This window comes from Kribbella jiaozuonensis (assembly GCF_005233875.1).
GTDB classification, from domain to species: domain Bacteria; phylum Actinomycetota; class Actinomycetes; order Propionibacteriales; family Kribbellaceae; genus Kribbella; species Kribbella jiaozuonensis.
Window position 1 is genome coordinate 734,961 of the sequence record NZ_SZPZ01000001.1, and the last position, 21,610, is coordinate 756,570.

At 67.4% G+C, this 21,610-nt stretch carries 21 protein-coding genes and 1 tRNA gene; 12 read left to right on the top strand and 10 right to left on the bottom strand.

Annotated features, from left to right (window positions below; all coding sequences use genetic code 11):
- Window positions 1-224: 224 nt before the first annotated feature.
- Window positions 225-1,124 carry a GIY-YIG nuclease family protein gene (locus tag FDA38_RS03545; RefSeq protein ID WP_170989569.1) on the top strand — a complete coding sequence of 300 codons (900 nt, stop codon included), beginning with the start codon at window positions 225-227 and terminating at the stop codon, window positions 1,122-1,124.
- A gap of 18 nt (window positions 1,125-1,142) precedes the next feature.
- A complete protein-coding gene (locus FDA38_RS03550) occupies window positions 1,143-1,736 on the top strand; it encodes a SecDF P1 head subdomain-containing protein (RefSeq protein ID WP_137252614.1) in 594 nt (197 codons plus the stop codon).
- On the opposite strand, the gene FDA38_RS03555 is transcribed toward FDA38_RS03550, so the two are convergent.
- The 3 genes from FDA38_RS03555 to FDA38_RS03565 are packed head-to-tail and all read right to left on the bottom strand — an operon-like array spanning window position 1,726 to window position 3,778.
- Entirely contained in the window at window positions 1,726-2,454 is a 729-nt protein-coding gene (locus FDA38_RS03555) for a hypothetical protein (protein WP_137252615.1), read from the bottom strand. The two genes, FDA38_RS03550 and FDA38_RS03555, sit on opposite strands and share 11 nt — an antisense overlap.
- A 1-nt stretch (window position 2,455) precedes the next feature.
- On the bottom strand, window positions 2,456-2,980 hold the full coding sequence (locus FDA38_RS03560; protein ID WP_137252616.1) for a SigE family RNA polymerase sigma factor: 525 nt from the start codon (window positions 2,978-2,980) through the stop codon (window positions 2,456-2,458).
- Between the two features lie 57 nt (window positions 2,981-3,037).
- Complete coding sequence (locus FDA38_RS03565) at window positions 3,038-3,778, bottom strand: TrmH family RNA methyltransferase (RefSeq protein WP_233714502.1); 741 nt, start codon at window positions 3,776-3,778, stop codon at window positions 3,038-3,040.
- A 118-nt stretch (window positions 3,779-3,896) separates the two neighbouring features.
- Between FDA38_RS03565 and FDA38_RS03570 the strand changes: the two genes are divergently transcribed.
- Together FDA38_RS03570 and FDA38_RS03575 are read left to right on the top strand one after the other, a co-directional pair.
- Entirely contained in the window at window positions 3,897-4,451 is a 555-nt protein-coding gene (locus FDA38_RS03570; protein WP_137252618.1) for an AMIN-like domain-containing (lipo)protein, read from the top strand.
- Window positions 4,452-4,457: 6 nt separating this feature from the next.
- Window positions 4,458-5,420, top strand: coding sequence for a GNAT family N-acetyltransferase (locus FDA38_RS03575; RefSeq protein ID WP_137252619.1), 963 nt, complete (start codon window positions 4,458-4,460; stop codon window positions 5,418-5,420).
- Here the strand turns inward: FDA38_RS03575 and FDA38_RS03580 are convergent.
- Window positions 5,410-5,700 (bottom strand): DUF4287 domain-containing protein, encoded by a 291-nt coding sequence (locus tag FDA38_RS03580; protein WP_137252620.1) that lies wholly within the window; start codon window positions 5,698-5,700, stop codon window positions 5,410-5,412. The genes FDA38_RS03575 and FDA38_RS03580 overlap by 11 nt on opposite strands.
- A gap of 89 nt (window positions 5,701-5,789) precedes the next feature.
- Window positions 5,790-7,181, bottom strand: coding sequence for a pyridoxal phosphate-dependent decarboxylase family protein (locus FDA38_RS03585; protein WP_137252621.1), 1,392 nt, complete (start codon window positions 7,179-7,181; stop codon window positions 5,790-5,792).
- Between the two features lie 39 nt (window positions 7,182-7,220).
- Here FDA38_RS03585 and FDA38_RS03590 point away from each other — a divergent pair, with 39 nt between their 5' ends.
- A complete protein-coding gene (locus FDA38_RS03590; RefSeq protein ID WP_137252622.1) occupies window positions 7,221-8,546 on the top strand; it encodes an MFS transporter in 1,326 nt (441 codons plus the stop codon).
- Here the strand turns inward: FDA38_RS03590 and FDA38_RS03595 are convergent.
- Entirely contained in the window at window positions 8,476-9,684 is a 1,209-nt protein-coding gene (locus FDA38_RS03595; RefSeq protein WP_325053037.1) for an MFS transporter, read from the bottom strand. The genes FDA38_RS03590 and FDA38_RS03595 overlap by 71 nt on opposite strands.
- 27 nt (window positions 9,685-9,711) lie before the next feature.
- On the opposite strand from FDA38_RS03595, the gene FDA38_RS03600 reads away from it, so the two are divergent.
- The 3 genes from FDA38_RS03600 to FDA38_RS03610 all read left to right on the top strand — a co-directional run bounded on the left by FDA38_RS03600 (window position 9,712) and on the right by FDA38_RS03610 (window position 11,034).
- Window positions 9,712-9,784, top strand: a tRNA-Thr gene (locus tag FDA38_RS03600).
- A 311-nt stretch (window positions 9,785-10,095) separates the two neighbouring features.
- A complete protein-coding gene (locus FDA38_RS03605) occupies window positions 10,096-10,524 on the top strand; it encodes a DUF3237 domain-containing protein (RefSeq protein ID WP_170989570.1) in 429 nt (142 codons plus the stop codon).
- A gap of 123 nt (window positions 10,525-10,647) precedes the next feature.
- The gene (locus tag FDA38_RS03610) at window positions 10,648-11,034 is read left to right on the top strand and encodes a VOC family protein (RefSeq protein ID WP_137252625.1); all 387 of its coding nucleotides are present in this window, start codon (window positions 10,648-10,650) and stop codon (window positions 11,032-11,034) included.
- Window positions 11,035-11,156: 122 nt separating this feature from the next.
- Here the strand turns inward: FDA38_RS03610 and FDA38_RS03615 are convergent, their stop codons facing one another.
- Window positions 11,157-12,707 (bottom strand): FAD-dependent monooxygenase, encoded by a 1,551-nt coding sequence (locus tag FDA38_RS03615; RefSeq protein ID WP_137252626.1) that lies wholly within the window; start codon window positions 12,705-12,707, stop codon window positions 11,157-11,159.
- Between the two features lie 70 nt (window positions 12,708-12,777).
- Here FDA38_RS03615 and FDA38_RS03620 point away from each other — a divergent pair, with 70 nt between their 5' ends.
- The 3 genes from FDA38_RS03620 (at window position 12,778) to FDA38_RS03630 (ending at window position 16,345) form a co-directional block, all read left to right on the top strand.
- A complete protein-coding gene (locus tag FDA38_RS03620; RefSeq protein WP_137252627.1) occupies window positions 12,778-13,404 on the top strand; it encodes a TetR/AcrR family transcriptional regulator in 627 nt (208 codons plus the stop codon).
- Between the two features lie 102 nt (window positions 13,405-13,506).
- Window positions 13,507-15,708 (top strand): carbohydrate-binding protein, encoded by a 2,202-nt coding sequence (locus FDA38_RS03625; protein WP_202877546.1) that lies wholly within the window; start codon window positions 13,507-13,509, stop codon window positions 15,706-15,708.
- 28 nt (window positions 15,709-15,736) lie between these two features.
- On the top strand, window positions 15,737-16,345 hold the full coding sequence (locus tag FDA38_RS03630) for a VOC family protein (RefSeq protein ID WP_137252628.1): 609 nt from the start codon (window positions 15,737-15,739) through the stop codon (window positions 16,343-16,345).
- A gap of 5 nt (window positions 16,346-16,350) precedes the next feature.
- Here the strand turns inward: FDA38_RS03630 and FDA38_RS03635 are convergent, their stop codons facing one another.
- The 3 genes from FDA38_RS03635 to FDA38_RS03645 all read right to left on the bottom strand — a co-directional run bounded on the left by FDA38_RS03635 (window position 16,351) and on the right by FDA38_RS03645 (window position 18,872).
- Window positions 16,351-16,824, bottom strand: a complete 474-nt coding sequence (locus FDA38_RS03635) for a winged helix-turn-helix transcriptional regulator (protein WP_137252629.1) — start codon at window positions 16,822-16,824, stop codon at window positions 16,351-16,353.
- Window positions 16,821-18,050: an MFS transporter gene (locus FDA38_RS03640; protein WP_137252630.1), complete on the bottom strand. Its 1,230-nt coding sequence runs from the start codon at window positions 18,048-18,050 to the stop codon at window positions 16,821-16,823. Before FDA38_RS03640 ends, FDA38_RS03635 begins: the two co-directional genes overlap by 4 nt.
- Window positions 18,051-18,230: 180 nt before the next feature.
- Complete coding sequence (locus tag FDA38_RS03645) at window positions 18,231-18,872, bottom strand: hypothetical protein (RefSeq protein ID WP_137252631.1); 642 nt, start codon at window positions 18,870-18,872, stop codon at window positions 18,231-18,233.
- A 103-nt stretch (window positions 18,873-18,975) separates the two neighbouring features.
- Here FDA38_RS03645 and FDA38_RS03650 point away from each other — a divergent pair, with 103 nt between their 5' ends.
- Entirely contained in the window at window positions 18,976-21,489 is a 2,514-nt protein-coding gene (locus tag FDA38_RS03650; RefSeq protein ID WP_137252632.1) for an ATP-binding protein, read from the top strand.
- Window positions 21,490-21,610: the final 121 nt, after the last annotated feature.

Sequence of the window (21,610 nt, forward strand, 5' to 3'; positions counted from 1 at the left end):
CAGTACACACAACGTAGGCAGCGCATGACGCAGCCATGTGGCGGATAACCTCACGAAGCCCCCCAGCCTCCCAGGTCCGGTGCTCGCCCTCACAGCCCCCTGCGAACACTCGGATCGCTCGCCAGAATGACCTGCGCCGTCTTGGTGCACAACCCCGGATGCGCATTCGTTTCAAACACTCAACCGACAATCACTCGTTCGATCCGATCGGGCACACTGGGCTGATGATTCGCAGCGTCCGGGAGTTGCCGACAGTGCCGGGCGTATACCGTTTCCGCGACGATGCCGGCAAGGTGCTGTATATCGGCCGCGCCCGGAACCTGCGGCGGCGCGTGCAGTCCTATTGGGTGAATGTCGGCGATCGTCCGCATCTCGCCCGGATGGTACGGCGGATCGCCCGCGTAGAAGGCGTTTCCTGCGACTCCGAGCACGAGGCGGCGTGGCTGGAACGCAATTTGCTCGAGCACTCAAAGCCGCGCTGGAACCGCATCGAGGGCGGTGCGGAGGTCGTCGGCTACATCCGCCTCTCCTCTGGATCCAAGCCAGGCTTGCGATTTGAGCACACCGTGACCGGTCCGTCACCGCATTTCGGTCCCTACCTCGGCGGGCTGCGGATCCGGCAGGCGATCTCGGGGCTGCATCGCGTGTTGCCGTTGCAGTACACGGTCGAGGGTGACGGGTCGGCTGAGGAGTTCGGGCGGCTGTTCGGGATCGGGCCGGGGGATCGCGAGGCGCTGGCTCGTACTGCGATCGCCGTACTGCAAAGGGATCCGGCTGCGGTCGCGACGTTGCGGGAGGAGCTGGTGCGTCGGCGGGATCGTGCCTCGGCCGAGCTGCGGTACGAGTTCGCGGCCAAGGTGCAGGGGGAGCTCGAGGCGCTTGACTGGATCGTGGCGGAGCAGAAGGTTGCTTGGCTCGAGCCTACGGATGTGGATGTGTACGGGTGGGCGGACGGCGTACTCGTGCGGTTCGAACTGCGTGGCGGGCGGATGTGCACGTGGACGGTGCGCGCAGTTCATGAAGCGACGGCGCGGGAGCGGGTGGCGGCGACGCCGGAGCTGTGGCGGACGTTTGCTCGGCGGAACGCCGAGTTGGCGGCACGGCTGCTCAAGGTGACTTCTTGATTACCTAGCATGTCGTTCATGACTTACCCGCCTTTGTTTCCGCAGCAGCCTTCGCCCAAGCGATCTCGGGGTCCTCTGCTGCTCGTCGGCGGGCTCGTGCTGCTGCTTCTTGCGATTGTCGCGACCGGTGTCGTCTTGGTTGTGAGGAGAAGCGACGACCAGCCGGCGGTCGACCCGGCACCTCGGACGAAGCCGTCGGATCCGACTGCGGTCGAGTTCCGTCGCGTGCTGACTGTGAAGGCGGGCACCTGCCCGACGCCGGCGCCGGCGGGTACGACGTGCGATGCGAAGGGTATGCGCTACACGCTCGGCAAGGTCGAGCTCGACGGCAGCAACGTCACCGAGGTCAAGACCGGGATCCAGCAGGGCTCGACGACCGGCGGGTGGTACGTCGGCCTCACGCTCGACCCAGAGGGCACCAAACTGTTCGCGCAGCTCACTTCCAGCCTGTCGAAGGCGAACCCGCCGGCGAACCAGCTGGCGATCCTGGTCCGCGGGCAGGTCGTCACCGCACCGTCGGTCCAGTCGGCGATCGCGGGCGGCAAGATCGAGATCTCCGGCGGCTACACCCGCGACTCGGCCGAACAGCTGGCCGGCGAGATCACCGGCTAGCCGCGACGTACTCCGCTTTGCCCGCGAACTTGAACCGGACGATCGCGTGCGGAACCGGGCCGGGCCAGGGCGAGTGCTCCACGCGGCGGTAGACGAAGTACCCGTCCTTGACCTTGGCGACGCCGACATGTCCGTCGGCGGTCTGGACCGTCACGCGCGGGGGAGTCCCGCGCGGCACGGTGCCGAAGACGCTCGTCACGCTCGAACCAGGTTGCGCGCCGCGCCCTTCCGCGGCGGTCTTGCGCAGCACGATCCCGTCCTTCGCTCCACCTGGTACGACGGACAGCTTGGCGCCGTTGCCCCACTCGGTCGTGCAGAACGCGATGCCGCCCGCCTGCGCCTTCCTCACCATCGTCATCCCGAACGTGTCCTGGGTGTAGAGGACCACCTTCGGCCACAGCCACCCGTCGGATGCCGAACCGTCCGCGGCGGTGCACAGCCCGGTGCTGCCGCCGGGCGGTGCAGATGGGAGTGCCAGAGGAGTCTGGGTCGGCGTCTGCACGGGAGCGACGGGATCCTCGGAGCGATCGATCGTTCCGACTGCGACCGTCGTCGCACCCGCCACCAGCGCAACGGCCGCGGTGGTCGCGATCACGGTCGCCAGGCGGCGTCGCCGTACCTGCTTGCGTCCGGTCCGCAGGAGCGTGTCCACATCGGGGACGTACGGCGCTTGCGCGTCGACGGCCTCTGTCATCAGACCTTTGAGTTGGTTCGTCATGTCAGCCTCCCAGTTCGGCGAGGTCGAAGTCAGCGAGGGCCGGGTGCAGGCGGAGCTTGTCGAGCGCGCGCAGCGTCTGGCTCTTCACGGTGCCCGGTCGGCATCCCAGTACGTCGGCGGTCTCCTCGACGGACAGGTCGTCGAAGTACCGCAGTACGACGCACGCCCGTTGCCGCTCGGGGAGTTCGGCGAGCGCCTGCGTGATCACGAGCCGCCGCTCGACCCGGCCGACGTGGTCGGTGGGGTCGGCCTCGCCGGTGAAGTACGTGTCGCCGCCGACGACCTCGGAGCTCGACCGCCGGCGCAGTCCGTCGAGGGTCGCGGAGACGACCACTTTCCGTGCGTACGTGACGATCCCGCCCTTGCGGTGCAGCTTCGGCCAGCGCCGGTACAGCCGCAGCAGCGCCTCCTGCGTCGCGTCCTCGGCCCGCCGACGGTCTCCGCAGAGCAGGTACGCCGTACGCCACATCGCGTTGGCGTGATGGGTCACGAACGCGGTGTATTCACTCTCCGCCTCGCTGTCCAACCTGGTCTCCTCAACTCGCGCTGCGCAATAAACGCGTCGGCGCGAGGTTCGGTTGCATCAGCGGTTGGTGACCTCGAAGGCGACGACCGCGGCGGCGACAGCGACGTTGAGCGACTCGACGCCGGCGTGCAGCGGGATCTGCAGGTCGGAGTCGGTCGACACCGTGATGCCGTTGGTCTCGCCGCCGAGCACGTAGACCGCGCGCGGGGCGAGCTCGGCCTTGAACAGCGAGTCCTGCGAGCGGGCCGCGAGCCCGTAGATGTGGTACCCGGCCGTGCGGAGCAGGTCGACGGCGGCCTTTGCGGTGGACGCGTTCACGATCGGCGCCTGGAAGGCGATGCCGGCCGAGGCCTTGATCACCAGCGGGCCGACGTGCGGCGTACCGGCCTTGGGCAGGATCACGCCGTCGAAGCCGGCGCCGGTCGCCGTACGCAGGATCATGCCGACGTTGCCCGGGTTGGTGACACCGTCGAGCAGGAACACGTTCGTCGGCCGCTTCCCGCGATCCCGGACGAACTCTTCCAGCGGCGTCATCCGCGGCGCGTCCACGTCCGCGACGACACCCTGGTCGTGCTTGCCGTTCCCGGCCAGCCACTTCACCCGGCTGGCCGTGGCCCGCTCGACCGGGGTCCCGTACCGCTCCGCGGCTCGCAGGATCTCCAGCATCGAGCCGCCGGTTGCGTTGTCCGCCAGCACCACCTTCGCCACCGAGAGCTTCGGATCGTGCAGGGCCTCGAGCACAGGCTTGCGCCCGTAGACCGTGATCCACTTGTCGCGCGGCGACTTCCTCGATTCCACCCGCCTACGGTACGCCATCACCTAGCGTCGAATTCCAGGCACTTAAGATCACCGCTCCGAAATGTCAACTTCTGCCTCTCTGAATGCATCGAACAGGTGTCTCAAAGGGGGGACAAAAATGAAGCTTTTCCATTCCATCCGAACCACGATCGCCGTACTCGCGGTGGTTTCGGTTCCAGCTGTTGCCGTACCAGCCACCGCGTCGGCCGCCACCGGTTGTCAGACCGCCTGGGGTTCTTTGCCGGAGGCAAGTAACAACGTCAGCACCGCGACGCTGGCGACGGTCCGCGCCGGCCGGCACGCCTGTTTCGACCGGATCGTCTTCGACGTCACGAGCACGCCGACCGCGTACTCCGCGCGGTACGTCCCGGACGTCTTCCGCGCCGGTGCCGGCCATCTCGTTCCGCTCCGTGGTGGCGCGAAACTGGAGCTCATGCTTGGCGTCCGCGCAATGGATGACGCCGGCCACTGGGCGTTCCAGCCTCCGAACGAAGTCGAACTGGCGAACGTCTCCGGGTACCGCACGCTCCGCCAGATCTCGTACGCCGGTGACACCGAAGGCGCCGCCTGGATAGGGATCGGGCTCCGAGCCCGCCTGCCGTTCCGCGTGTTCACCCTCGACGGTCCGGGCTCCGGCAGCCGAGTCGTCGTCGACATCGCCCATCGGTGGTGAGGCGCAATGACCACCGCCGTACTGCCGACCGAGTACACGGTCCGACCGCCTGTGCCTGCCGATTCCGGGGCGATCTTCGCCCTGGTGTCGGCGTACAACACCGCTGTGATCGGATCCGCCGACTGCACGTTGGCCGACATCACCGGCGGCATCGTTGACCCGGGCTTCAAGCCCCGGACCGACGGCTGGCTGGTAGTCGACCGGGACGAGGTGCCGGTCGGCTACGGGACGGCCTTCGGCAAAGGCAATCGCGAGGTGGCCGAGATCGAGGTGGTGTCACAAGACCCGGTGGTCGCCGGCTGGCTGTTCGACCGATCCATGCGACGCGCGGAGGAGATGGGACGCGAAGCAGGCCACGCGCAGGTCACTGTCGACAGCTACGTCTACGGCGCCGACGCGTCCCTGCGTGCGCTGTTGTCCGACCGCGAATTCAGCACCGGTACGACGTTCAACCGGATGCGGATCGACCACACCGGACCGGTCGCCGCCCCCGACGTACCGGCCGGCTACGTCGTTCACCGTGGCGCGGAGGACGACCGGACCCGCCGGATCGCACACGATGTCATCATCGACTGTTTTCGTGGTCAATTCGGTTTTGTCGCTCGTCCGCACGAGGAATGGCTCGAGGCCCGCGCGGTACACGCCAATTTCTCGTGGTCCCAGTTCACTCTGCTCGAGCTCGACGGGAAAGCAGTCGCGTTCCGCGACTGCAGCGATCGGGATGTCGAGATCGAGAATTGCGGCCATATCAACGGGCTCGGCGTGATCGAGTCGGCGCGTGGGCGAGGTCTGGCCACCTACCTGCTCCGCGACGCCTTCGCCCTCGACGCAGCCGCCGGCCGAACCGGCACGAACCTGCACGTCGACACCAACAACCCGACCCCGGCGCTGCATCTCTACCTGTCGGTCGGCATGCGGCCCACTCTGGTCCTCGAGGGTTGGCGACGCACCAGCCCGACTACGCGTTGAGCGGGTTGGTCGCCTTCCCGTCCAGCCAGAGCAGGTTGCTGGGGTCGGAGTGGGTGCCGTTGCTGCCGACATGCTTGTCGCTGATCTGCGGCCCGTTCTTGATCACATGCACGAGCGCCATCGCGTGCCCACGGCCGAGCTCGTAGTCCTCCTTGAGCCAGTCGCAGATCACGCCAGCCTTCACATCCTGATACCCCTTCGCCTTGGCCTCCTCGACCAGCTCCCGCGGGGTCCGCCCAGTCTTCTCTTCAATCTTGTCCAAGTACGCCTGAAACGACATGTCATTTCCTCCTGTGATCGTCGTACGCCTGGGCGTCGAGCGACGACGCCGGAAATCGACACGGCGCAGAGAAGTTTGTTGTCCGGGAACTAGCCTCGGACCTGTTGTAGGCAGCGCAGGACGGCTTCTGCGGAGCGGTCGATGTCTTCGGGACCGGTTGTCCAGTTGGAGACCGAGATGCGCATGGCGGCCTTACCTTGCCAGGTGGTGCCGGACATCCAGCAGGTGCCTTCGTTCTGTACTTCGGTGACCACACGCCGCGTGATGGCGTCGTCGTCGTCGAAGCGGACGAGGACCTGGTTGAGGACTACGTCGTTCAGGATCTCGACATCGGCTGTGCGCAGGTGGTCTGCGAATCGTTCTGCCATCGCGTGACAACGGTCGACGATCTCGGCGATACCTTCACGTCCCAACGCCCGGATGGCGGCGTACACCGGGATGCCCCGGGCCCGCCGTGAGAACTCAGGGTTGTAGTCGAGCGAGTCCCGTTCGCCGTTCTCGTCCTGGATCAGGTACGCGGCCCGGATCGACATCGCCGCGCGATGCGGCTCGGGGTGCGCACAGAACACCAGCCCCGAGTCGTACGGCACGTTGAGCCACTTGTGCGCATCCGTCGCCCACGAATCAGCCTGCTCGACCCCGTCAACTAGTTGCCTAAGGCCCGAACTGACACGCGCCCAGATCCCGAACGCTCCGTCGACATGAACCCACGCACCGTGAGCATGCGCGGTCTCGCAAACCTCGGCGACCGGATCAAACGCTCCAGTGTTCACATTCCCAGCCTGCGCACAGACGATCGTGGGCACCGCGCCGCGTCCATTTTCCCGTAGCGCCTCGGCGAGCGCATCAGCGCGCATCCTGCCTTGGTCGTCGACCGGGATCGGCTCGATGCAGTCCGTCCCCAGCCCCAGGAACCGCAGCGCTCGATCGATCGTGTCGTGCCGCTCGGCTCCGGCCAGCACCCGGATCCTCGGCGACCCGCTCAACCCCTGACGCTCCACATCCCACCCGGCGCGGCGCAGTACCTCATGCCGTGCCGCCGCCAGCGCCGTGAAGTTCGCCATCTGCGCACCTGTGACAAACCCGACCGACGTCCCCGCCGGCAGCCCGAACAGCTCAACCAGCCAGCGCGCGGTCACGTCCTCAACCACGGCGGCCGCGGGCGAAGCGGCGTACAACCCCGCGTTCTGATCCCATACTGTCGTCAACCAGTCCGCCGCGAGCGACGCCGGCGTAGCGCCGCCGAACACGAACCCGAAGAACCGCCCACTCCCACTCGGCAACAGCCCGTCATCAACCCCCTTCGCAAGGTGCTCAACCACCTCACGCGGATCGGTCGCCCCGGTCGGCAACGGGCCGCCGAGGGCCTCATGCAGCTCAGCCGCCGTCGCCCGCGGCCCCACCCGCCGCTCCGGCAATGCCTCCAGATAAGTCAACGCCCGGTCGTACGCCTCGGACAGCGGCCCCTCCCAATCAACCATTCCTCCTTTGTACGCCAGTCCCGGCGCTACAGTTCGCAGATGCGGATGCGGAGTCAGTGGCCGGCGATCGTCGGCTACTCATTGGTCGGCGCGGCAACCCAACTCGTCTGGCTGAACTTCGCCGGCGTCACCACGGTCGCCGCCGACCACTACAACGTCTCCGAAAGCGCGATCGGCTGGCTGGCCCAGGTCTTCCCGCTCTTGTACGTCGTACTCGCCATCCCCTGCGGTCTCCTACTGGACCGCTGGTTCCGCCCGGCCCTGATCGCCGGCGCCGTACTCACAGCACTAGGCGCGCTAGTCCGTCTGATCGGCGACGACTTCAGCTGGCTCCTAGCTGGCCAGATCCTCGCCTCGATCGCCCAACCCCTGGTCCTCAACGCAGTAACCGGCATCACCGGCCGCTACCTGTCAGAAAAGGACCGCCCCACCGGAATCGCAGTAGGCACCGCCAGCATCTTCGCCGGCATGGTCATCGCCTTCCTCCTCTCCGCCATCTTCACCACCGCCTCCTCCCTCCCAACCATGCTCTGGATCACCGCAATCTTCTGCGTCCTAGCAGCCCTCGTCCTCACCCTCGTCATACGCCGCCCCGGCCCCTTCGACCCGGCCCACCCGCCGGTCCTCCGTGCCTACTTCGCCGACGCGCCGCTGACCCCACAGGAACCCCCGACCGACCCCCAGGCCGCCCCTGGAGCCGCACACGTCCCCGCGACTGCGCCTACTGATGCGCCGCCCGCGTTCTCCGGCTCCACCCCACCTAACCGTCCCGACCGTGGCGCACTTGCGGCCGCCTGGGGCGACCCGTTGATCCGTCGCCTGTGCGTGCTCGCGCTCTTCCCGTTCGGTGTGTTCGTTGCCATGAGCACCTTCGCCCAGGCGCTCCTCGAACCAGCCGGCGTCAGCGGCGGCACCGCCAGCACCATCCTCCTGGTCAACGTCATAGCCGGCGTACTAGGCAGCGCGATCATCCCCATCCTCGTCGTACGCCGCCAAGCCGAGTCCACCCTCCTCGTCATCAGCCTCACCGCGACCGCCGCGGCCTGCGTACTCCTCGCGCTCGCCCCCGGCGTACTGACCGGCTTCGTAGCGATCACCCTGATCGGCCTGCTCCTCCTCCCAGCCCTCCCGATCGTGCTAGAGCTGGTAGAACGCCGTACCGGAGAAGCCGAAGGCACCGCCGCCGGCCTCATCTGGATGTCCGGCAACCTCGGCGGCCTCATCGTCGCCGTCGTGGTCGGCCTGCTCGTCGATCACCCACCGGCAGCGTTCCTCGTGATGGCCGCGATCGCGCTCATCGCCGTACCGGGCGCTCGCGCTCTCCGTCGCCCGATCGCCGAACTCCGATCGCAGTCACGACCGTAACCAGCAACCCACCAGCCCCCGCCGTGATGAACGTCGTACGAGCGTCCGTCTGCTGCAGCAACAGCCCGCCCAGCACGTACGAAATCCCCGCCGCCAGCCCGATAGCGCCGTACAGATTCCCGAACACCCGACTCCGCAACCGCGCCGGCACCACCCGCTGCAGGTGAGTGTTGACGCCCACGTCGACCCCAGAGATCCCGAGCCCGCGGATCACCTGCAACGCCAGCGCCGCCCAGATCGCCCACGCCAGTCCCGTGACCAGATTCCCCAAGCTGCTCACCGCGAACCCGATCAGCATCAACGTCGGCATCTTGAAGCGCCCCGCGTACCGCCCCAGGATCATGAACCCGACGATCAGCCCGATCCCGACCCCGGCGTACAACGTCGCCGACGCCGAGTCGCTCCCATGCAACTCGTCCTTCGCGAGAAACACCATCGCGACGTCATCCACCCCGTTGAACGCGACCACCGCAAAGAACCCGATCCCGATCACGCGCACAGCCTTGGCCCGCCAGATGTACCCGAGCCCGTCCCGCGCGTCCCTCAGGAAACTGTGCCCCGACGGCTCAGCCCGCGGAATCCCCGGCAACCGGCTCAAAAACACCGCCGACACGAAGAACGTCGCCGCATCGATCACCAGAATCCCGCGTACGTCGGTCACCAGGAACAGCGCCGCCGCGATCAACGGCCCAACCGCCTCGAGCCCGTTGGTCCCCGCCCCGAGCGCCGAGTTCGCCGCCTCGAGCTGCTCGTCCTTCACCAACCCCGGCATCGCATTCCGCGACGCCGCCTGAAACACCGTCGCCGCAACACTCCTGACCGCAACCATCACCAGCAGCACCGGCAGGGGCGGCAGAACCACCGCCATCCCAACCGTCAGCACCCCCTGCACCAGGTCGCAACCCACCATCACCCGCTTGAGATCGAACCGATCCCCGACCGCCCCCGCCAGCGCCCCGAACAACCCCGGCACAAAATCCCCCGCCAACAACAACAACCCCACCGCCAGCGCCGCCCCCGTAGCCCCCTGCACATACAGCAACAACGCCACCAGCCCCAGCGAGTCCCCCAGAACCGAGACCCCCCGAGCCCCCCAAAGCCACCAAAACCCCACCGACCCCCGCAGTCCACCCCTCACAATCCACTACTATGTACCCGCACACCCGCCGGTGTGGCGCAACTGGCAGCGCACCGCTCTTGTAAAGCGGGGGTTAGGGGTTCGAGTCCCCTCACCGGCTCTCAAGTACGACGTACTGCGGTCCGCCGGACGTAGGGCGTCAGCCCCCGCGCGCTACGCAGCCGTCTCTCGTCGCTCCGCTCCTCGGCACACCTGCTCCACGCGCCCCCACCCACCCCCGGCTCAGCGCCGGCCTTCCCTTTCCGGCTATCGCCGGGTCTTGTCGGCTGCGGTAGGCGGCACCGAGCTACCCGTTGTGCCGACCACTACAACCTCATCGCGACATCTCCGCGAGCAACGAGCTCAGGCGCGGGTTGCGGACCGGACAGGGAGGGAGGAATGTCGTCGGGAGGGGCGGCTGGGAGGTGGATCTTGAAGCTTGAGCATCTCTGTGATGTGGAGTGGCGCTACGACCTGGTCGAGACGATCGAGCCGTCGGCGGCGGGCGATGGGCTGCTCTACGGGCAGGGGAGCGCGGCTTTCGAGGGACGGCTCTCCGGCACCGCGCGGTGGTCCAACAACCCCAGGCTTCAGGGCGGGTACGCCCACCCGGACGCCCGCGGGATGGTCGACGTTGGCGATGGCGGCTTCGTGATGTTCCGGCTGACCGGACTCTCGAACCTCGCCGACGGTTCGGGCCTGCACGTCCTGACCTTCCAGACCGACCATGAACCCCACCGGTGGCTCAACCATGTCCTCGCCGTCGGCGAGGGCGCCATTGACGTCCAGCGCGCCGCGCTCTCGATGCGCTACTACAGTTGCGAGGTCGACTACCTCCCCGAGATCCCGGCCGACGACTGACGTCTGTAGGTGAGTCGATCCCGCTGACCTACACCGGATTCGCAAGGGTCTTCACGGGAATGGGGCTTGGGGCGGAGAGTGGTGTGCACGCTGCCAGTTGAGGACAGGCCACGGGAGAGTCCGATGAGTATCGAACTGAACCACACGATTGTGCACGTGAGGGACCGATGGGCTGCTGCTCGCGATGTCGGTCAGTTGCTCGGTCTGCCGGAGGCGGGAGCGTACGGACCGTTCGCCGAGCTGAAGTTGGACAACGGGGCGAGCCTGGACTTCATGGACACCGAGGGCGAGATCCACGGCCAGCACTACGCCTTCCTCGTGAGCGAAGAGGATTTCGACCGCATCCTCGGTCGTTTGAGGGACGAGGGTCGCAAGTGGTGGGCCGATCCGTTCAAGCGCCAACCGCAAGAGATCAACCAGGGCGACGGCGGCCGCGGCCTGTACTGGGAGGGCCCTGACGGGCATTGGCTCGAGATCATCACACGCCCGTACGGCAGCGGCGAAGGCTGATCCCGATGGCCGTGCCGACGCGGCCGTCTGGCAGAGACTGCAGGATGTCTTAGGGCGCGCATGCGAGGCCGGGACTCCGCCGGCCGGAACGTGGCGGCGGCCGGTGGAGTCGTGGGGACTTGTCAGGCCGGGTCGCCCAGCCAGGTGTGGAGGGCGGGGGCGAGGCCGTCGTGGTCGTCCGTGTTGGTGGCCCAGGCGATGTGGCCGTCGGGGCGGATGAGGAGGGTGGTCGCCGGCGGTGGGGTTGTGGGCTTGGTGTTGATGAGCTGGAAACGATCGGACCAAGGGGCGGTCAGGTCGCTCAGGTGTGGGGAGTCGGTGAGGTTGAGGAGGAGGGCTTTGCCGTGCTTGAGGTGGTCGGCGAGGCGGGTGCCGTCGGCGAGTTCTAGGTCGGGGGCTGAGGTGCCTGCCAGGGAGTGGGCGTTGCCTAGGTCGTAGCTCTGCCAGGTGCCGGAGAGTTTTTTGGCTAGGTAGGTTGCGCCGTTGGGGGTGTTGAGGAGGTCGGCGATGATTGGGCGTAGGGCTCGGGAGTGGCGGTCGGGGCGCATGATGGTTATTTGGGCTCGGGTCCAATCCAGGACCCATTCGCCTATGGGGTGGCGTTCGGTGGTGTAGGTGTCTAGGAGGGCGTCGGGGGCCCAGCCCTGGATGGTGGCGGCTAGTTTCCAACCGAGGTTGACGGCGTCGCCTATGCCTAGGTTGAGGCCTTGGCCGCCGAAGGGGGAGTGGACGTGGGCGGCGTCGCCGGCCAGGAGGATTCGGCCTTTGCGGTACGTGGTGGCTTGGCGGGCGTTGTCGGTGAAGCGGGTTGCGGTGATGACCTTGGTGATGGTGACGTCGGCGCCGGTTACGTTGCGGAGGCTTGATTCGAGTTCGGCGGTGGTGATGGGGGCGTCGCGGTCGATGGGTGGGCCGTCGAACTCGACGGTGAGGATGCGGCCGGGGATCGGGCCGTACGCGTAGATGCCGGTGTCGGTGCTGTGCCAGCCGAGGGTGAGGTTCTCGGCGCCTTCTAGTTCGACCATGGCTTGGTGGCCGGTGATCTCGGGGTCGGTGCCGATGAAGTCGAAGCCGGCCAATTTGCGGACGATGCTGCGGCCGCCGTCGCAGCCGACGAGCCAGCCGGCCGTCACTTCTTCGTCGCCCAGCTGGACGCGTACGCCGTTGTCGTCGGCAACAAATCCGGTCAGCTCGACGCCGCGGCGTACGTCGACGCCCAGTTCGGCGGCGCGTTCGGCGAGGACCAGTTCGATGGTCTGCTGGTTGACCAGGAAGATGCTGGAGGCGGGGCCGGCGTCGCGGAACTCCGGGTCGGTGAAGTCGACGTTCTCCGCGCCGACCAGGATGCCGCCGAAGTGACCGGCGATCGGCGGCCGTTTCGGCGGCGCAGGAGTCGGGCCAGGAGCAGCGTCACCAGACGGTGCAGGAGCCGATACGCCCGCCATCCGCGCGAACTGTTGCAGCATCAGCTGCTGCTGTTCCTGCAGCGCAGGCAGCAAACCCCTGCGATACAAGGCTTCCGCCGTCGGCAGGTTGATGGATCCCGCCTTGATCGTCAGGTCCGGCTCGGTGAGCCGCTCGACCACCAGTACGTCCACCCCGGCCAGGCGTAGCTCGCAGGCGAGCATGAGTCCTACCGGCCCTGCGCCGGCCACCACCACGTCGTAGTCCATATCAACTCCCAGATCGTCGTCTACCAAATAATGTACCCGGTCCAAATTTATGTCGAGTATGCTATCTGTCATGGATGAGCGGCTCGGGCTCCGGGAGCGGAAGAAGCGGGAGAGCCGTCGGCGGATCGCGGACGTGGCGTCGGGGTTGTTCATCGAGCGCGGGTTCGACAACGTGACGATCGCCGAGGTCGCGGAGGCGGCCAACGTCGCGCGGATGACGGTCTTCAACTACTTCCCGCGCAAGGAGGACCTGTTCCTGGATCGGCAGGCGGATCTCGTCGACGATCTGAGTCGGGCCATCCGCGAGCGCGAGCCCGGTGAGTCCGTCGTCGGCGCGGTACGGCGCTATCTGCACGAGCTCCTCGCGGCCCAGCACCCGCTGTCGGGCGCACGGGATGGCACCGAGGGTTTCTACCAGATCGTCGACGCGAGCCCGGCGCTCGTACGTCGTACGCTCGAGCACACCCGTGAGCTGGCGGACTCGCTCAAAGCGCTGCTCGAATCCGAGGTCGGACCGGGCCTACAGGCCGAGGTCGTCGCCAACCTGATCGCGACCGCCGTCACGATCGTGCCGCGCGTCGCCGTCGACAAGTTGATCGCCGGACGGCCGGGCAAGCAGGTACGTCGGGAGCAGGTCGACGTCATCGATCAGACCTTCGATCTGCTCGAAGGCGGCATCGGTCAGTACGGCCGCTGAGTTGCGGAACCAGTTCCGGAACCGGCAGGGGGTGTTGGGGAGGGAGTTCGCGACCTAGAGTCGGCCTGCTTGTAAGGGCTTTCCACCGACTTTGGAGGGTTTGTGAGGCGGACTCTTGGAGTTGCGGTTGTTGTCGGAGTGGTCGCCGGCGGGTTGGCGACGGCCGGCGTGCCGGCGGCGGCTGAGCGTGGGGCGCTGGTGAGCGGCACGTACTCCAGCGGCTCGGCGCAGACCTGGCAGCCGCTGCCGACGACGTACGTCGGGAACGACGACACCAGCCCGGTCGATGCGACGGTGGTCGTGGACCCCAGCACGCTGAGGCAGAAGTACTCCGGTGTCGGCTTCTCGCTGGACGAGACCAGCGTCTCCAACCTCTGGAAGCTGACCCCGGCCGAGCGCGAGCGGGCGATCAAACTCCTCGCCGATCCCAAGACGGGAGCTGGTTTCGACCGGTTCCGGCTCACGATCGGGAGCCCGGATCTGATCGAGCACCTGCCGTTCTGGTCGTACGACGAGTTGCCGGCCGGCCTGACCGAGGACCGCGGCCTGAAGTACTTCTCGATCAAGCGGGACGTCGATCTGCACATCGTCGACACGGTCAAGCTGATCCAGAAGTACAACCCGCGGGCGACGTTCTTCGCGTCGGCGTGGAGCGCGCCCGCCTGGATGAAGACCAACAACCGGTTCACCGGCGAGGTCGCGCTCAACCCGGGGAGTACGACGACTTATCACCAGGTCGGCAAGCTCCGCGACGACTGCATCGACGTGTTCGCGAAGTACTACGTGAGATACCTGCAGGCGTACGCGAAACACGGCATCAACGTCGACGCGCTGACGCTGCTCAATGAGCCGGGGATCGATGTGGTCTATCCGGCGATGGACATCAGCGTCGAACAGCAGCAGAAGTTGTCGGTGGCAATCAAACGGGAGGTACGCCGCGCCGGCCTGCACACGGATCTGTATGTCCACGACTTCAACTTCTGGGACTGGCGGGATCCGAACAGCACGGAGACCAAGAACTACTACCGGATCTTCAACGATCCGAAGGCCGAGAAGGCCGCGGATGCGATCGCGTTCCACCCGTACTGGGGCGACCCGACGGTGATGCGCGATGCGTTCGAGGAGTTCGGGAAGCCCGTGCACATGACCGAGACGAGTGACTTGTCTCCGGCAACGATCCTGAACTATTTCCGGCTCGACGCGTCGTCGTACATCATGTGGGCGCAGACGACCGACCAGGACGGCGGCACGCTGCACTGGACGCCGGCGCGGGACAACAACGTCGACTGGGAAGAGGTCGGACGTACGACGAAGTGGCCGAACCGTCTCGTCACCGTCGATACGACCACGAAGACGTTCACGGTGCGGGACGAGCTGTACGCGATGGGCCAGTTCGCGAAGTACCTCGGGCCGGAGCACACGCGGGTCGAGTCGAGCGCGACGGCGAACGGCATCAGCAACGTGGTGTACAAGGATGCCCACGACAACTTTGTCGCGATCGTTGGCAACTCCAATGTAGCCCCGAGCAAGGTCCGCGTGACGCTGGCGGGGAAGTCGTTCACGGTGACGGTGCCGGCGAACGCCTACGCGACGTACCGCTGGCATGGTGACGTGCCGCGCCGTGACCACGCGCCGGTGTTGCAGGACGTCGCGGACGTGGTGGCCGACCAGTACCAGACCACGCAGATCCAGTTGAAGGCAACCGATCGCGACCACGACAAGCTCGCCTACTACGCGACCGATCTGCCGGCCGGCGTCAGCCTCGACGGCGACACCCTGAGCCTGCATCCCACGGTGGCCGGAGTCATGGACGTCAAGGTGCGTGTCACCGACGGCGCCTCGCACGACGAGGCCACGCTGCACGTGACGGTCAGGCCGCACGGCGCGCCGGTCGGCGAGAAGGTGGAGGCGGAGTCGTACGTCGCCCAGCACGGCTGGACCGACGGCGGCGCCAACTTCATCGAGAGCAACCCGGCCGCGAGCGGTGGCAAGAACGTCGGCTGGACCGCACCCGGCAACTGGCTGCAGTACCGTGTCGACATCGCCCAGGCCGGCACCTACGACCTCGAGCTCCGCGTCGCCAACGGCACCGCCGCTCCCGCGCCGGACGCCATCTCGATCCGCGATGCATCAGACGCGACACTGGCGAAAGCCACAGTCCCCGACACCGGCGGTTGGGCCAACTACCAATCGATCACGACCCAGGTCACCCTCCCCGCAGGCGAGCAAACCGTCACCGTGTACTGCGAGACCGGCGGCTTCAACCTCGACTACCTGAAGCTGGTCAGGAATCAAGAAGCGTGACGCGGTCGCCGCTACCTAGCTTGGAGGCATGACAAATCTTCAAGGTGTGGTTCTGGAAGTGGCCGACGTTGCAGCGACCGAGCTGTTTCTGAAGGAGGCCTTCGGGCTGGACGACCGGGTGCGGGTGCGTGAATCGGCAGCGGAGACGACCGGTTTCCGCGGGTTCACGCTCTCGCTCACCGTCGGCCAGCCGAGTACGGTCACCAGCCTGTTCGAGTCCGCGGTCGAGGCCGGTGCGACGGTGGTGAAGCCGGTGACCAAGTCTCTGTGGGGGTACGGCGGTGTCGTGCAGGCGCCGGACGGGACGATCTGGAAGATCGCGACGTCGGCGAAGAAGGACACCGGCCCGGCGACCCGCGACATCGACGCCGTCGTGCTGCTGCTCGGTTGCGAAGATGTGGCCGAGAGCAAGAAGTTCTACGTCGATCACGGCCTGACGGTGGCGCGGAGCTTCGGCCGCAAGTACGTCGAGTTCGACGCCGCCGGGCCGGTCAAGCTGGGGCTGTACGGGCGGAAGGCGCTGGCCAAGGACGCCGGCGTACCGGTCGATGGCGGCGGCGCGCACCGCATCGCGCTGAGCATGGACGCAGAGAGCACGGTCGACCCCGACGGATTCGCCTTGGAGTCCGCGGCCTGATGCCGTCAGCGCCAGTCGCTGCGGTCCGCCGTGCTGCCGGGGACCGGGTCGAAGGAAACCTCCGCGGCCGGCACCCGGGTCCCCGACTCGGTGGTGAACGAGACGTCGACCAGCTCGCCCGACTTGGCGTGCCGTACGACGGTCGGGCCCTGGTCGCGGGGGACGTGGACATCGCCCCACTGCTGGAGGGCGGCGAGGACGATCTTGAGGTCGTCGCCGGCCGGCGTCAGGTGGTAGTCGCAGCGCGTGCGCTCCCCCTCCGCGCGGTACTCGCGCCGCTCCAGCAGACCGGCCTCCACCATCGCCGTCAGGCGGTTGGTCAGAATGTTGGGCGCGATGCCGAGCACATCACGGAAGTCCGCGAAGCGGGTTGTACCCAAGTGCGCCTCGCGGAGGATCAGGAACGTCCATCGGTCGCGCAGCAGGTCGAGGGCCCGGGCGATCGAGCAGTTCGGTCGCCCGGCGGTGCGGGTACTCATGACACCTCCCTGCGGGTGTTGAGGAGAACGGCCGCCGCCAGGATCAGGATTGCCAGCGTACCGATCACGGTGACGCCGAGGAGCAGCGCCGTACTCAGGCCGGAGGCTGTCGCAACCAGGCCGAGGGTGAGGGCGATCGCGCCCTGCAGGATGTACGCGACGAGGTAGACGGCCGAGACCGTGGCGCCGCGATGGTGCGCCGGGGCGTGGGAGGCGATCAGGCCGAGGCCGCCGGAGAACAGCAGGCCGTACGCCGTCCCGCCGGTGATCGTCGTCGCCATGAACAGCGGGACCGAGTGTGCCGTCGCCGCCAGTTCGAGCAGACCGAGGTCGATCAGCGTGAGGACCGCGCCGAGCGGGACCAGCCGGTGCGCGGGGAACCGGCGGCCGATGATCGCGGTGGTGCCGGTGGCGACCGAGAAGATCGCGAGCAGGACGCCGATCACGAAGACGTTCCCGGTGCCGACCAGGTCACGCACGATCTCGGCGCCGAGGGCCAGAAAGACGGAGCCGAACGCGTACGCACCGGTGACTGCGAGGGCCGCGGCCAGGTAGAGCAGACGGATGCCCTTGGCAACGGTAATGGGACGCGGGCGCCAGTGGCCCTGCGCCTCGTCCTTCGTGTGCCGCGGCATCCGCCAGACGGCGCCGAGAACGCCCACGATCACCGCGACCAGCACCCAGTAGTCCAGGTGCAGCGGAGCGGGGGCGTACTCGATCAGCCCGCCGCCGACGATCGTCGCGAACGCCAGTCCCGCGGCCGTCGCCACCGTCGTCACCGAAGCTGCCCGGTGCGCCTTGCCGCGGGCGCTGAACTCGACGGCCGCTGCCGTCGCCGGCGTCAACGCCAGGCCGACCCCCGCGCCCATCAGCGCCCGGCCCGCGTACACCCAGCCCACCGACGGGGCGACAGCGAACAGAAGGACACCGGCGAGCATCGCGCCGACGCCGTACAACATCGTGGTGCGGCGGCCGATGTAGTCGGACACCTGGCCGAAGATCAGCAGGAACGCGACCAGCACCACCGGGTACACCGCGAAGATCGCGGTCGTCGCCGTGGGGGTGAGGTGCCAGGTCGAGGCATAGAGGGGGTACGTCGTGGTCGGGGCGGCGCTCGTCCACAGACTGATTCCCGCGACGGCAGCGGCGGTCCAGAAACTGCCGCGCCGGCTGAGGACGCGGCGTGATTGCGGAGCAGCTGAGACTGGGAGGTCGAGGGTGCTCACGTAGGGGGGGTCCTTTCAGGGACGGCTGAGTTGCTCGATGCAAGTCAGAACACCTGACTAGCTCGAAGCAATCCAGCATCTGATGTGAGCCCCATCACATCCGTGAAGAAAGGGGCCTGGAGGCGAACCAAGTCCGCTTCCAGGCCCCTTCAGCCTCGTGGTGCGAGAGCACCCCCGATATCAGCCGGCCAGTGCGAGCGAGAGCGTTGCGTAGTTGATGACCGCGCCGAGCACCTTGCTGTCGGCGGTGGAGCCGGCCGTCGAGATCTCGACCTCGGCGTTCTTGCTGCCCTGCTGGCCGACGTACCGGGTCGCGACCCAGCGGGTGGTGTTGCCGCTCTTGTAGGTGTAGACGACCGTGCTCACGGTCATCCGGCCCTGGTGGTTGGTCGAGTTCATCCCGACCGTCGAGGTGCCGACGATGTGCAGACCGCGGGTGCCCTTGAGGGCCGCGATCTTGCGGTTCAGCGCGGTCACCGTGCTGACGTTGGCGTACTGGACGTTGAACCGGATCATCCGGTTGTTCGCGCTGTCGTCGAAGCGCGTCTGCCAGTTGCCGAGCTCGACCTGCCGCCAGGTGCTCGGCAGCACCGCCATCGCGTGGTTGCCCTCGCTGTAGCGGATGAAGAACCGCGTCTTGTACCGCACCGGCGTCGACGCCGCACTGTTGCTCGAAGCAACCGTCCTGATCTGCTCGGTGGCGGCGTTGCTCGGCGCCGCGCCACTCAGTACGAGCGCCGCCGCGCCCGCCAGCGCAGCCACTCCGGAGACAGCCCCCGCAACGATCCCGAACCGCTTCATCCCTGTATACCCCCAGCTCATGTCGCAGCCTCCCTGGCCGCGCACCGGATGAGACTCCGGCTCGTTCGGAAAAGTTGCCGCCAGACTCTCGACGTTTCGAGGGCTGCCCGTCGAGACTGACCGCATGGGTGGGGGAATGGTGTCGATGTTGTTCTCCGACATCGAGGGGTCGACGGTGCTGCTGCGGCGGCTGGGGGATCGGTACCTCGATGCGCTGGAAGGACACCGCCGGATCCTGCGGGCGGTCTGGACGACGTACGGCGGGACGGAGATGGGGACCGAGGGCGACAGCTTCTTCGTCGTGTTCGAGACGGCCGGGGACGCGGTACGCGCTGCGGTCGACGGGCAGCGCGGGCTGGAGGAGCACCGGTGGCCGGGTGGTGAGCGGCTGCGGGTGCGGATGGGCATCCATACCGGTACGCCGGGTGTGTACGACGGCGACTACTGGGGGATGGACGTCCATCTCGCAGCGCGTATCGGCGCTGCCGCGCAGGGTGGCCAGATCGTGGTCTCGGCAGTCACCGGTCAGCTCACGCAACTGCCCGACGGCGTGACGCTGCGCGATCTCGGAACCCATCATTTGAAGGACATTCCGGAGCCCGAGCACCTCTTCCAGGTCACGGTCGACGGCCTGCAGACCGACTTTCCGCCACCGCGCACCGTCGGTACGTCGACCAGCCTCCCGGCTCCGGCGACTGCATTGCTCGGTCGCGAGCAGGACGTCGAACGCATCGGCGAGCTGCTCGGCCAACCCGACGTACGGCTCGTCACGCTGACCGGTCCCGGAGGCTCGGGCAAGACCCGTCTGGCGATCGGTGCGGCGTCCAAGATCCCCGGCCAGGTGTACTTCGTTCCGCTCGCGGCCGCCACGTCCGAGTCGGTGATGTGGACGACGATCGCCGAAGTACTCGACGTACCGCCGCGGGAGCGCGGCCGGATCGTCGCGTACCTGGCGCAGCGGTCTCTGCTGCTGGTCCTCGACAACCTCGAACAGCTCCCGGACGCCGGCAAGATCGTTGCCGAGATCATCGAAGGTGCCGCCCACGTGAAGGTCGTCGCGACCTCCCGGCGCGCGCTGGGCCTGGTCGGCGAGTACCAGCATCCCGTGGCACCGCTGCCCGTCACGGACGAGGACTCGGCCGCCGTACAACTGTTCATGGAGCGCGCCCGCGCCGTGCAGCCGGCGTTCGCGTACACCGACGACGTACTGGAGATCTGCCGGCGGCTCGACGGGCTTCCGCTCGCGATCGAGCTCTGCGCACCGCGCGTCCGCCTGCTGAGCGTCAAGGAGCTGCTGGCCCGGGTGGACCAGTCGCTCGACATCGCGTCGACGAGCAGTGTGACCCCGGAACGGCAGCGCACCTTGCGGGAGACGATCGCCTGGTCGTACGAGCTGCTCAGCCCCGAGTATCGTCGTACCTTCCGCCGGCTTGCGGTCTTCTCCGGCGGCGCCGACCTGGCCGCGATCCAGGAGGTTGCTACTGGCATCGACCCGCTGGAAACCCTGGCAGAGTTGAACGATGCGAACCTGATCACGCTCGCGGATGGACCGGAAGGCGCCCGCGTCGAGCTGCTCGAGACCATCCACCAGTACGCCGCCGACGAACTGCGGGCAACCGACGAATCAGAGGCCATCCACAGCCATCACGCCACCTACTACACCGACTTGGCCGAGCGGCTCGAGATCCAGAAGAGGAGTATGGCCGAGCCGCCGATGGAACGCGCCGAGGCCGACCTCGACAACTTCCGCGCCGCGCTCGCCTGGGCGACCGACAACGACCTTCGGACGGCGCTGCGCCTGTGCTCGGCCCTCGGCTGGGTCTGGCAGCTCGGCGCGTACCACACCGAAAGTCGCCGCTGGCACGAACAAGTCGTCGCAGCCGCCGGTACGACGTCGTCGCCCGAGCTGGCCGCATGCCTTCGTGGATTGAGCAACCTCCTTCTGCTGCAGGGCGAAACGGACCGCGGCTACGAGGTTGCCGCCCGGAGCCTGGCTATGTCGCGCGAGCTCGACGACCCGGCCGGCATCGCCTTCGGGATGACCGTGCTCGGCACCGCGCAACGTCAGCGCGGTGAACTGGACTCGGCCAGGCAGACGCTGACCGAAGCCGTCGAGCGACTCCGCACGCTGGACGACAACTGGCGGCTGGCCCGGGTGCTGGGCCATCTGGGCGGCATCGAGGAGGCGCTCGGGCACTTCGACCGGGCAGAGGAGCTGCTCCGCGAATCCCTGGCCATCAGCGAGTCGTTCGGGGATGCGTTCGAGATGACCATCCACGGACAGAATCTGGCCTATCTACTCGCTCTCGCCGATCGGGTCGACGAGGCCGCCGAGCTGGCGCGGCATCTGACGCCGACCGTGGTGGCGCTCGGCAGCCCGAGTCTGACCATGGCGTTCTCGAACACCGCGATGAACATCCTGCTCAGGCGGGGCGATCCGGCCGGCGCGGCGGAGCTGTTCGGCGCGGAAGAGGCGATGGGCGAGCGACTGGAGATCGTCAATCCCTACGCGGAGGAGGAGCTCGCGGAGGCACTTGAATTGGTCGGCGATGCACTTTCGCGCACGGACTGGGAGCGTCATCGGCTGGCCGGTCGCACCGAACGCGTCGAAGATCTGCTCCTGAGACTGGATTTCTGAGGCGTGCGGTTGTACAAGGCAACGGCGAGTGGTTGACCGCTGTGAGCGACCACACCATACTGCTTGCACCGCCATCAGGGCGGTCTGTGGGGGCAGTTGTTACTGGGGTTCAAATGGGGAT

What these genes read in the sequence shown, in the direction of transcription:
- FDA38_RS03545 (WP_170989569.1), top strand. Translation starts at nt 225, where the DNA reads ATGATTCGCAGCGTCCGGGAGTTGCCGACAGTGCCGGGCGTATACCGT.
- FDA38_RS03550 (WP_137252614.1), top strand. Translation starts at nt 1,143, where the DNA reads ATGACTTACCCGCCTTTGTTTCCGCAGCAGCCTTCGCCCAAGCGATCT.
- FDA38_RS03555 (WP_137252615.1), bottom strand. Translation starts at nt 2,454, where the DNA reads ATGACGAACCAACTCAAAGGTCTGATGACAGAGGCCGTCGACGCGCAA.
- FDA38_RS03570 (WP_137252618.1), top strand. Translation starts at nt 3,897, where the DNA reads ATGAAGCTTTTCCATTCCATCCGAACCACGATCGCCGTACTCGCGGTG.
- FDA38_RS03575 (WP_137252619.1), top strand. Translation starts at nt 4,458, where the DNA reads ATGACCACCGCCGTACTGCCGACCGAGTACACGGTCCGACCGCCTGTG.
- FDA38_RS03580 (WP_137252620.1), bottom strand. Translation starts at nt 5,700, where the DNA reads ATGTCGTTTCAGGCGTACTTGGACAAGATTGAAGAGAAGACTGGGCGG.
- FDA38_RS03585 (WP_137252621.1), bottom strand. Translation starts at nt 7,181, where the DNA reads ATGGTTGATTGGGAGGGGCCGCTGTCCGAGGCGTACGACCGGGCGTTG.
- FDA38_RS03590 (WP_137252622.1), top strand. Translation starts at nt 7,221, where the DNA reads ATGCGGATGCGGAGTCAGTGGCCGGCGATCGTCGGCTACTCATTGGTC.
- FDA38_RS03610 (WP_137252625.1), top strand. Translation starts at nt 10,648, where the DNA reads ATGAGTATCGAACTGAACCACACGATTGTGCACGTGAGGGACCGATGG.
- FDA38_RS03615 (WP_137252626.1), bottom strand. Translation starts at nt 12,707, where the DNA reads ATGGACTACGACGTGGTGGTGGCCGGCGCAGGGCCGGTAGGACTCATG.
- FDA38_RS03620 (WP_137252627.1), top strand. Translation starts at nt 12,778, where the DNA reads ATGGATGAGCGGCTCGGGCTCCGGGAGCGGAAGAAGCGGGAGAGCCGT.
- FDA38_RS03630 (WP_137252628.1), top strand. Translation starts at nt 15,737, where the DNA reads ATGACAAATCTTCAAGGTGTGGTTCTGGAAGTGGCCGACGTTGCAGCG.
- FDA38_RS03635 (WP_137252629.1), bottom strand. Translation starts at nt 16,824, where the DNA reads ATGAGTACCCGCACCGCCGGGCGACCGAACTGCTCGATCGCCCGGGCC.
- FDA38_RS03645 (WP_137252631.1), bottom strand. Translation starts at nt 18,872, where the DNA reads ATGAGCTGGGGGTATACAGGGATGAAGCGGTTCGGGATCGTTGCGGGG.
- FDA38_RS03650 (WP_137252632.1), top strand. Translation starts at nt 18,976, where the DNA reads ATGGGTGGGGGAATGGTGTCGATGTTGTTCTCCGACATCGAGGGGTCG.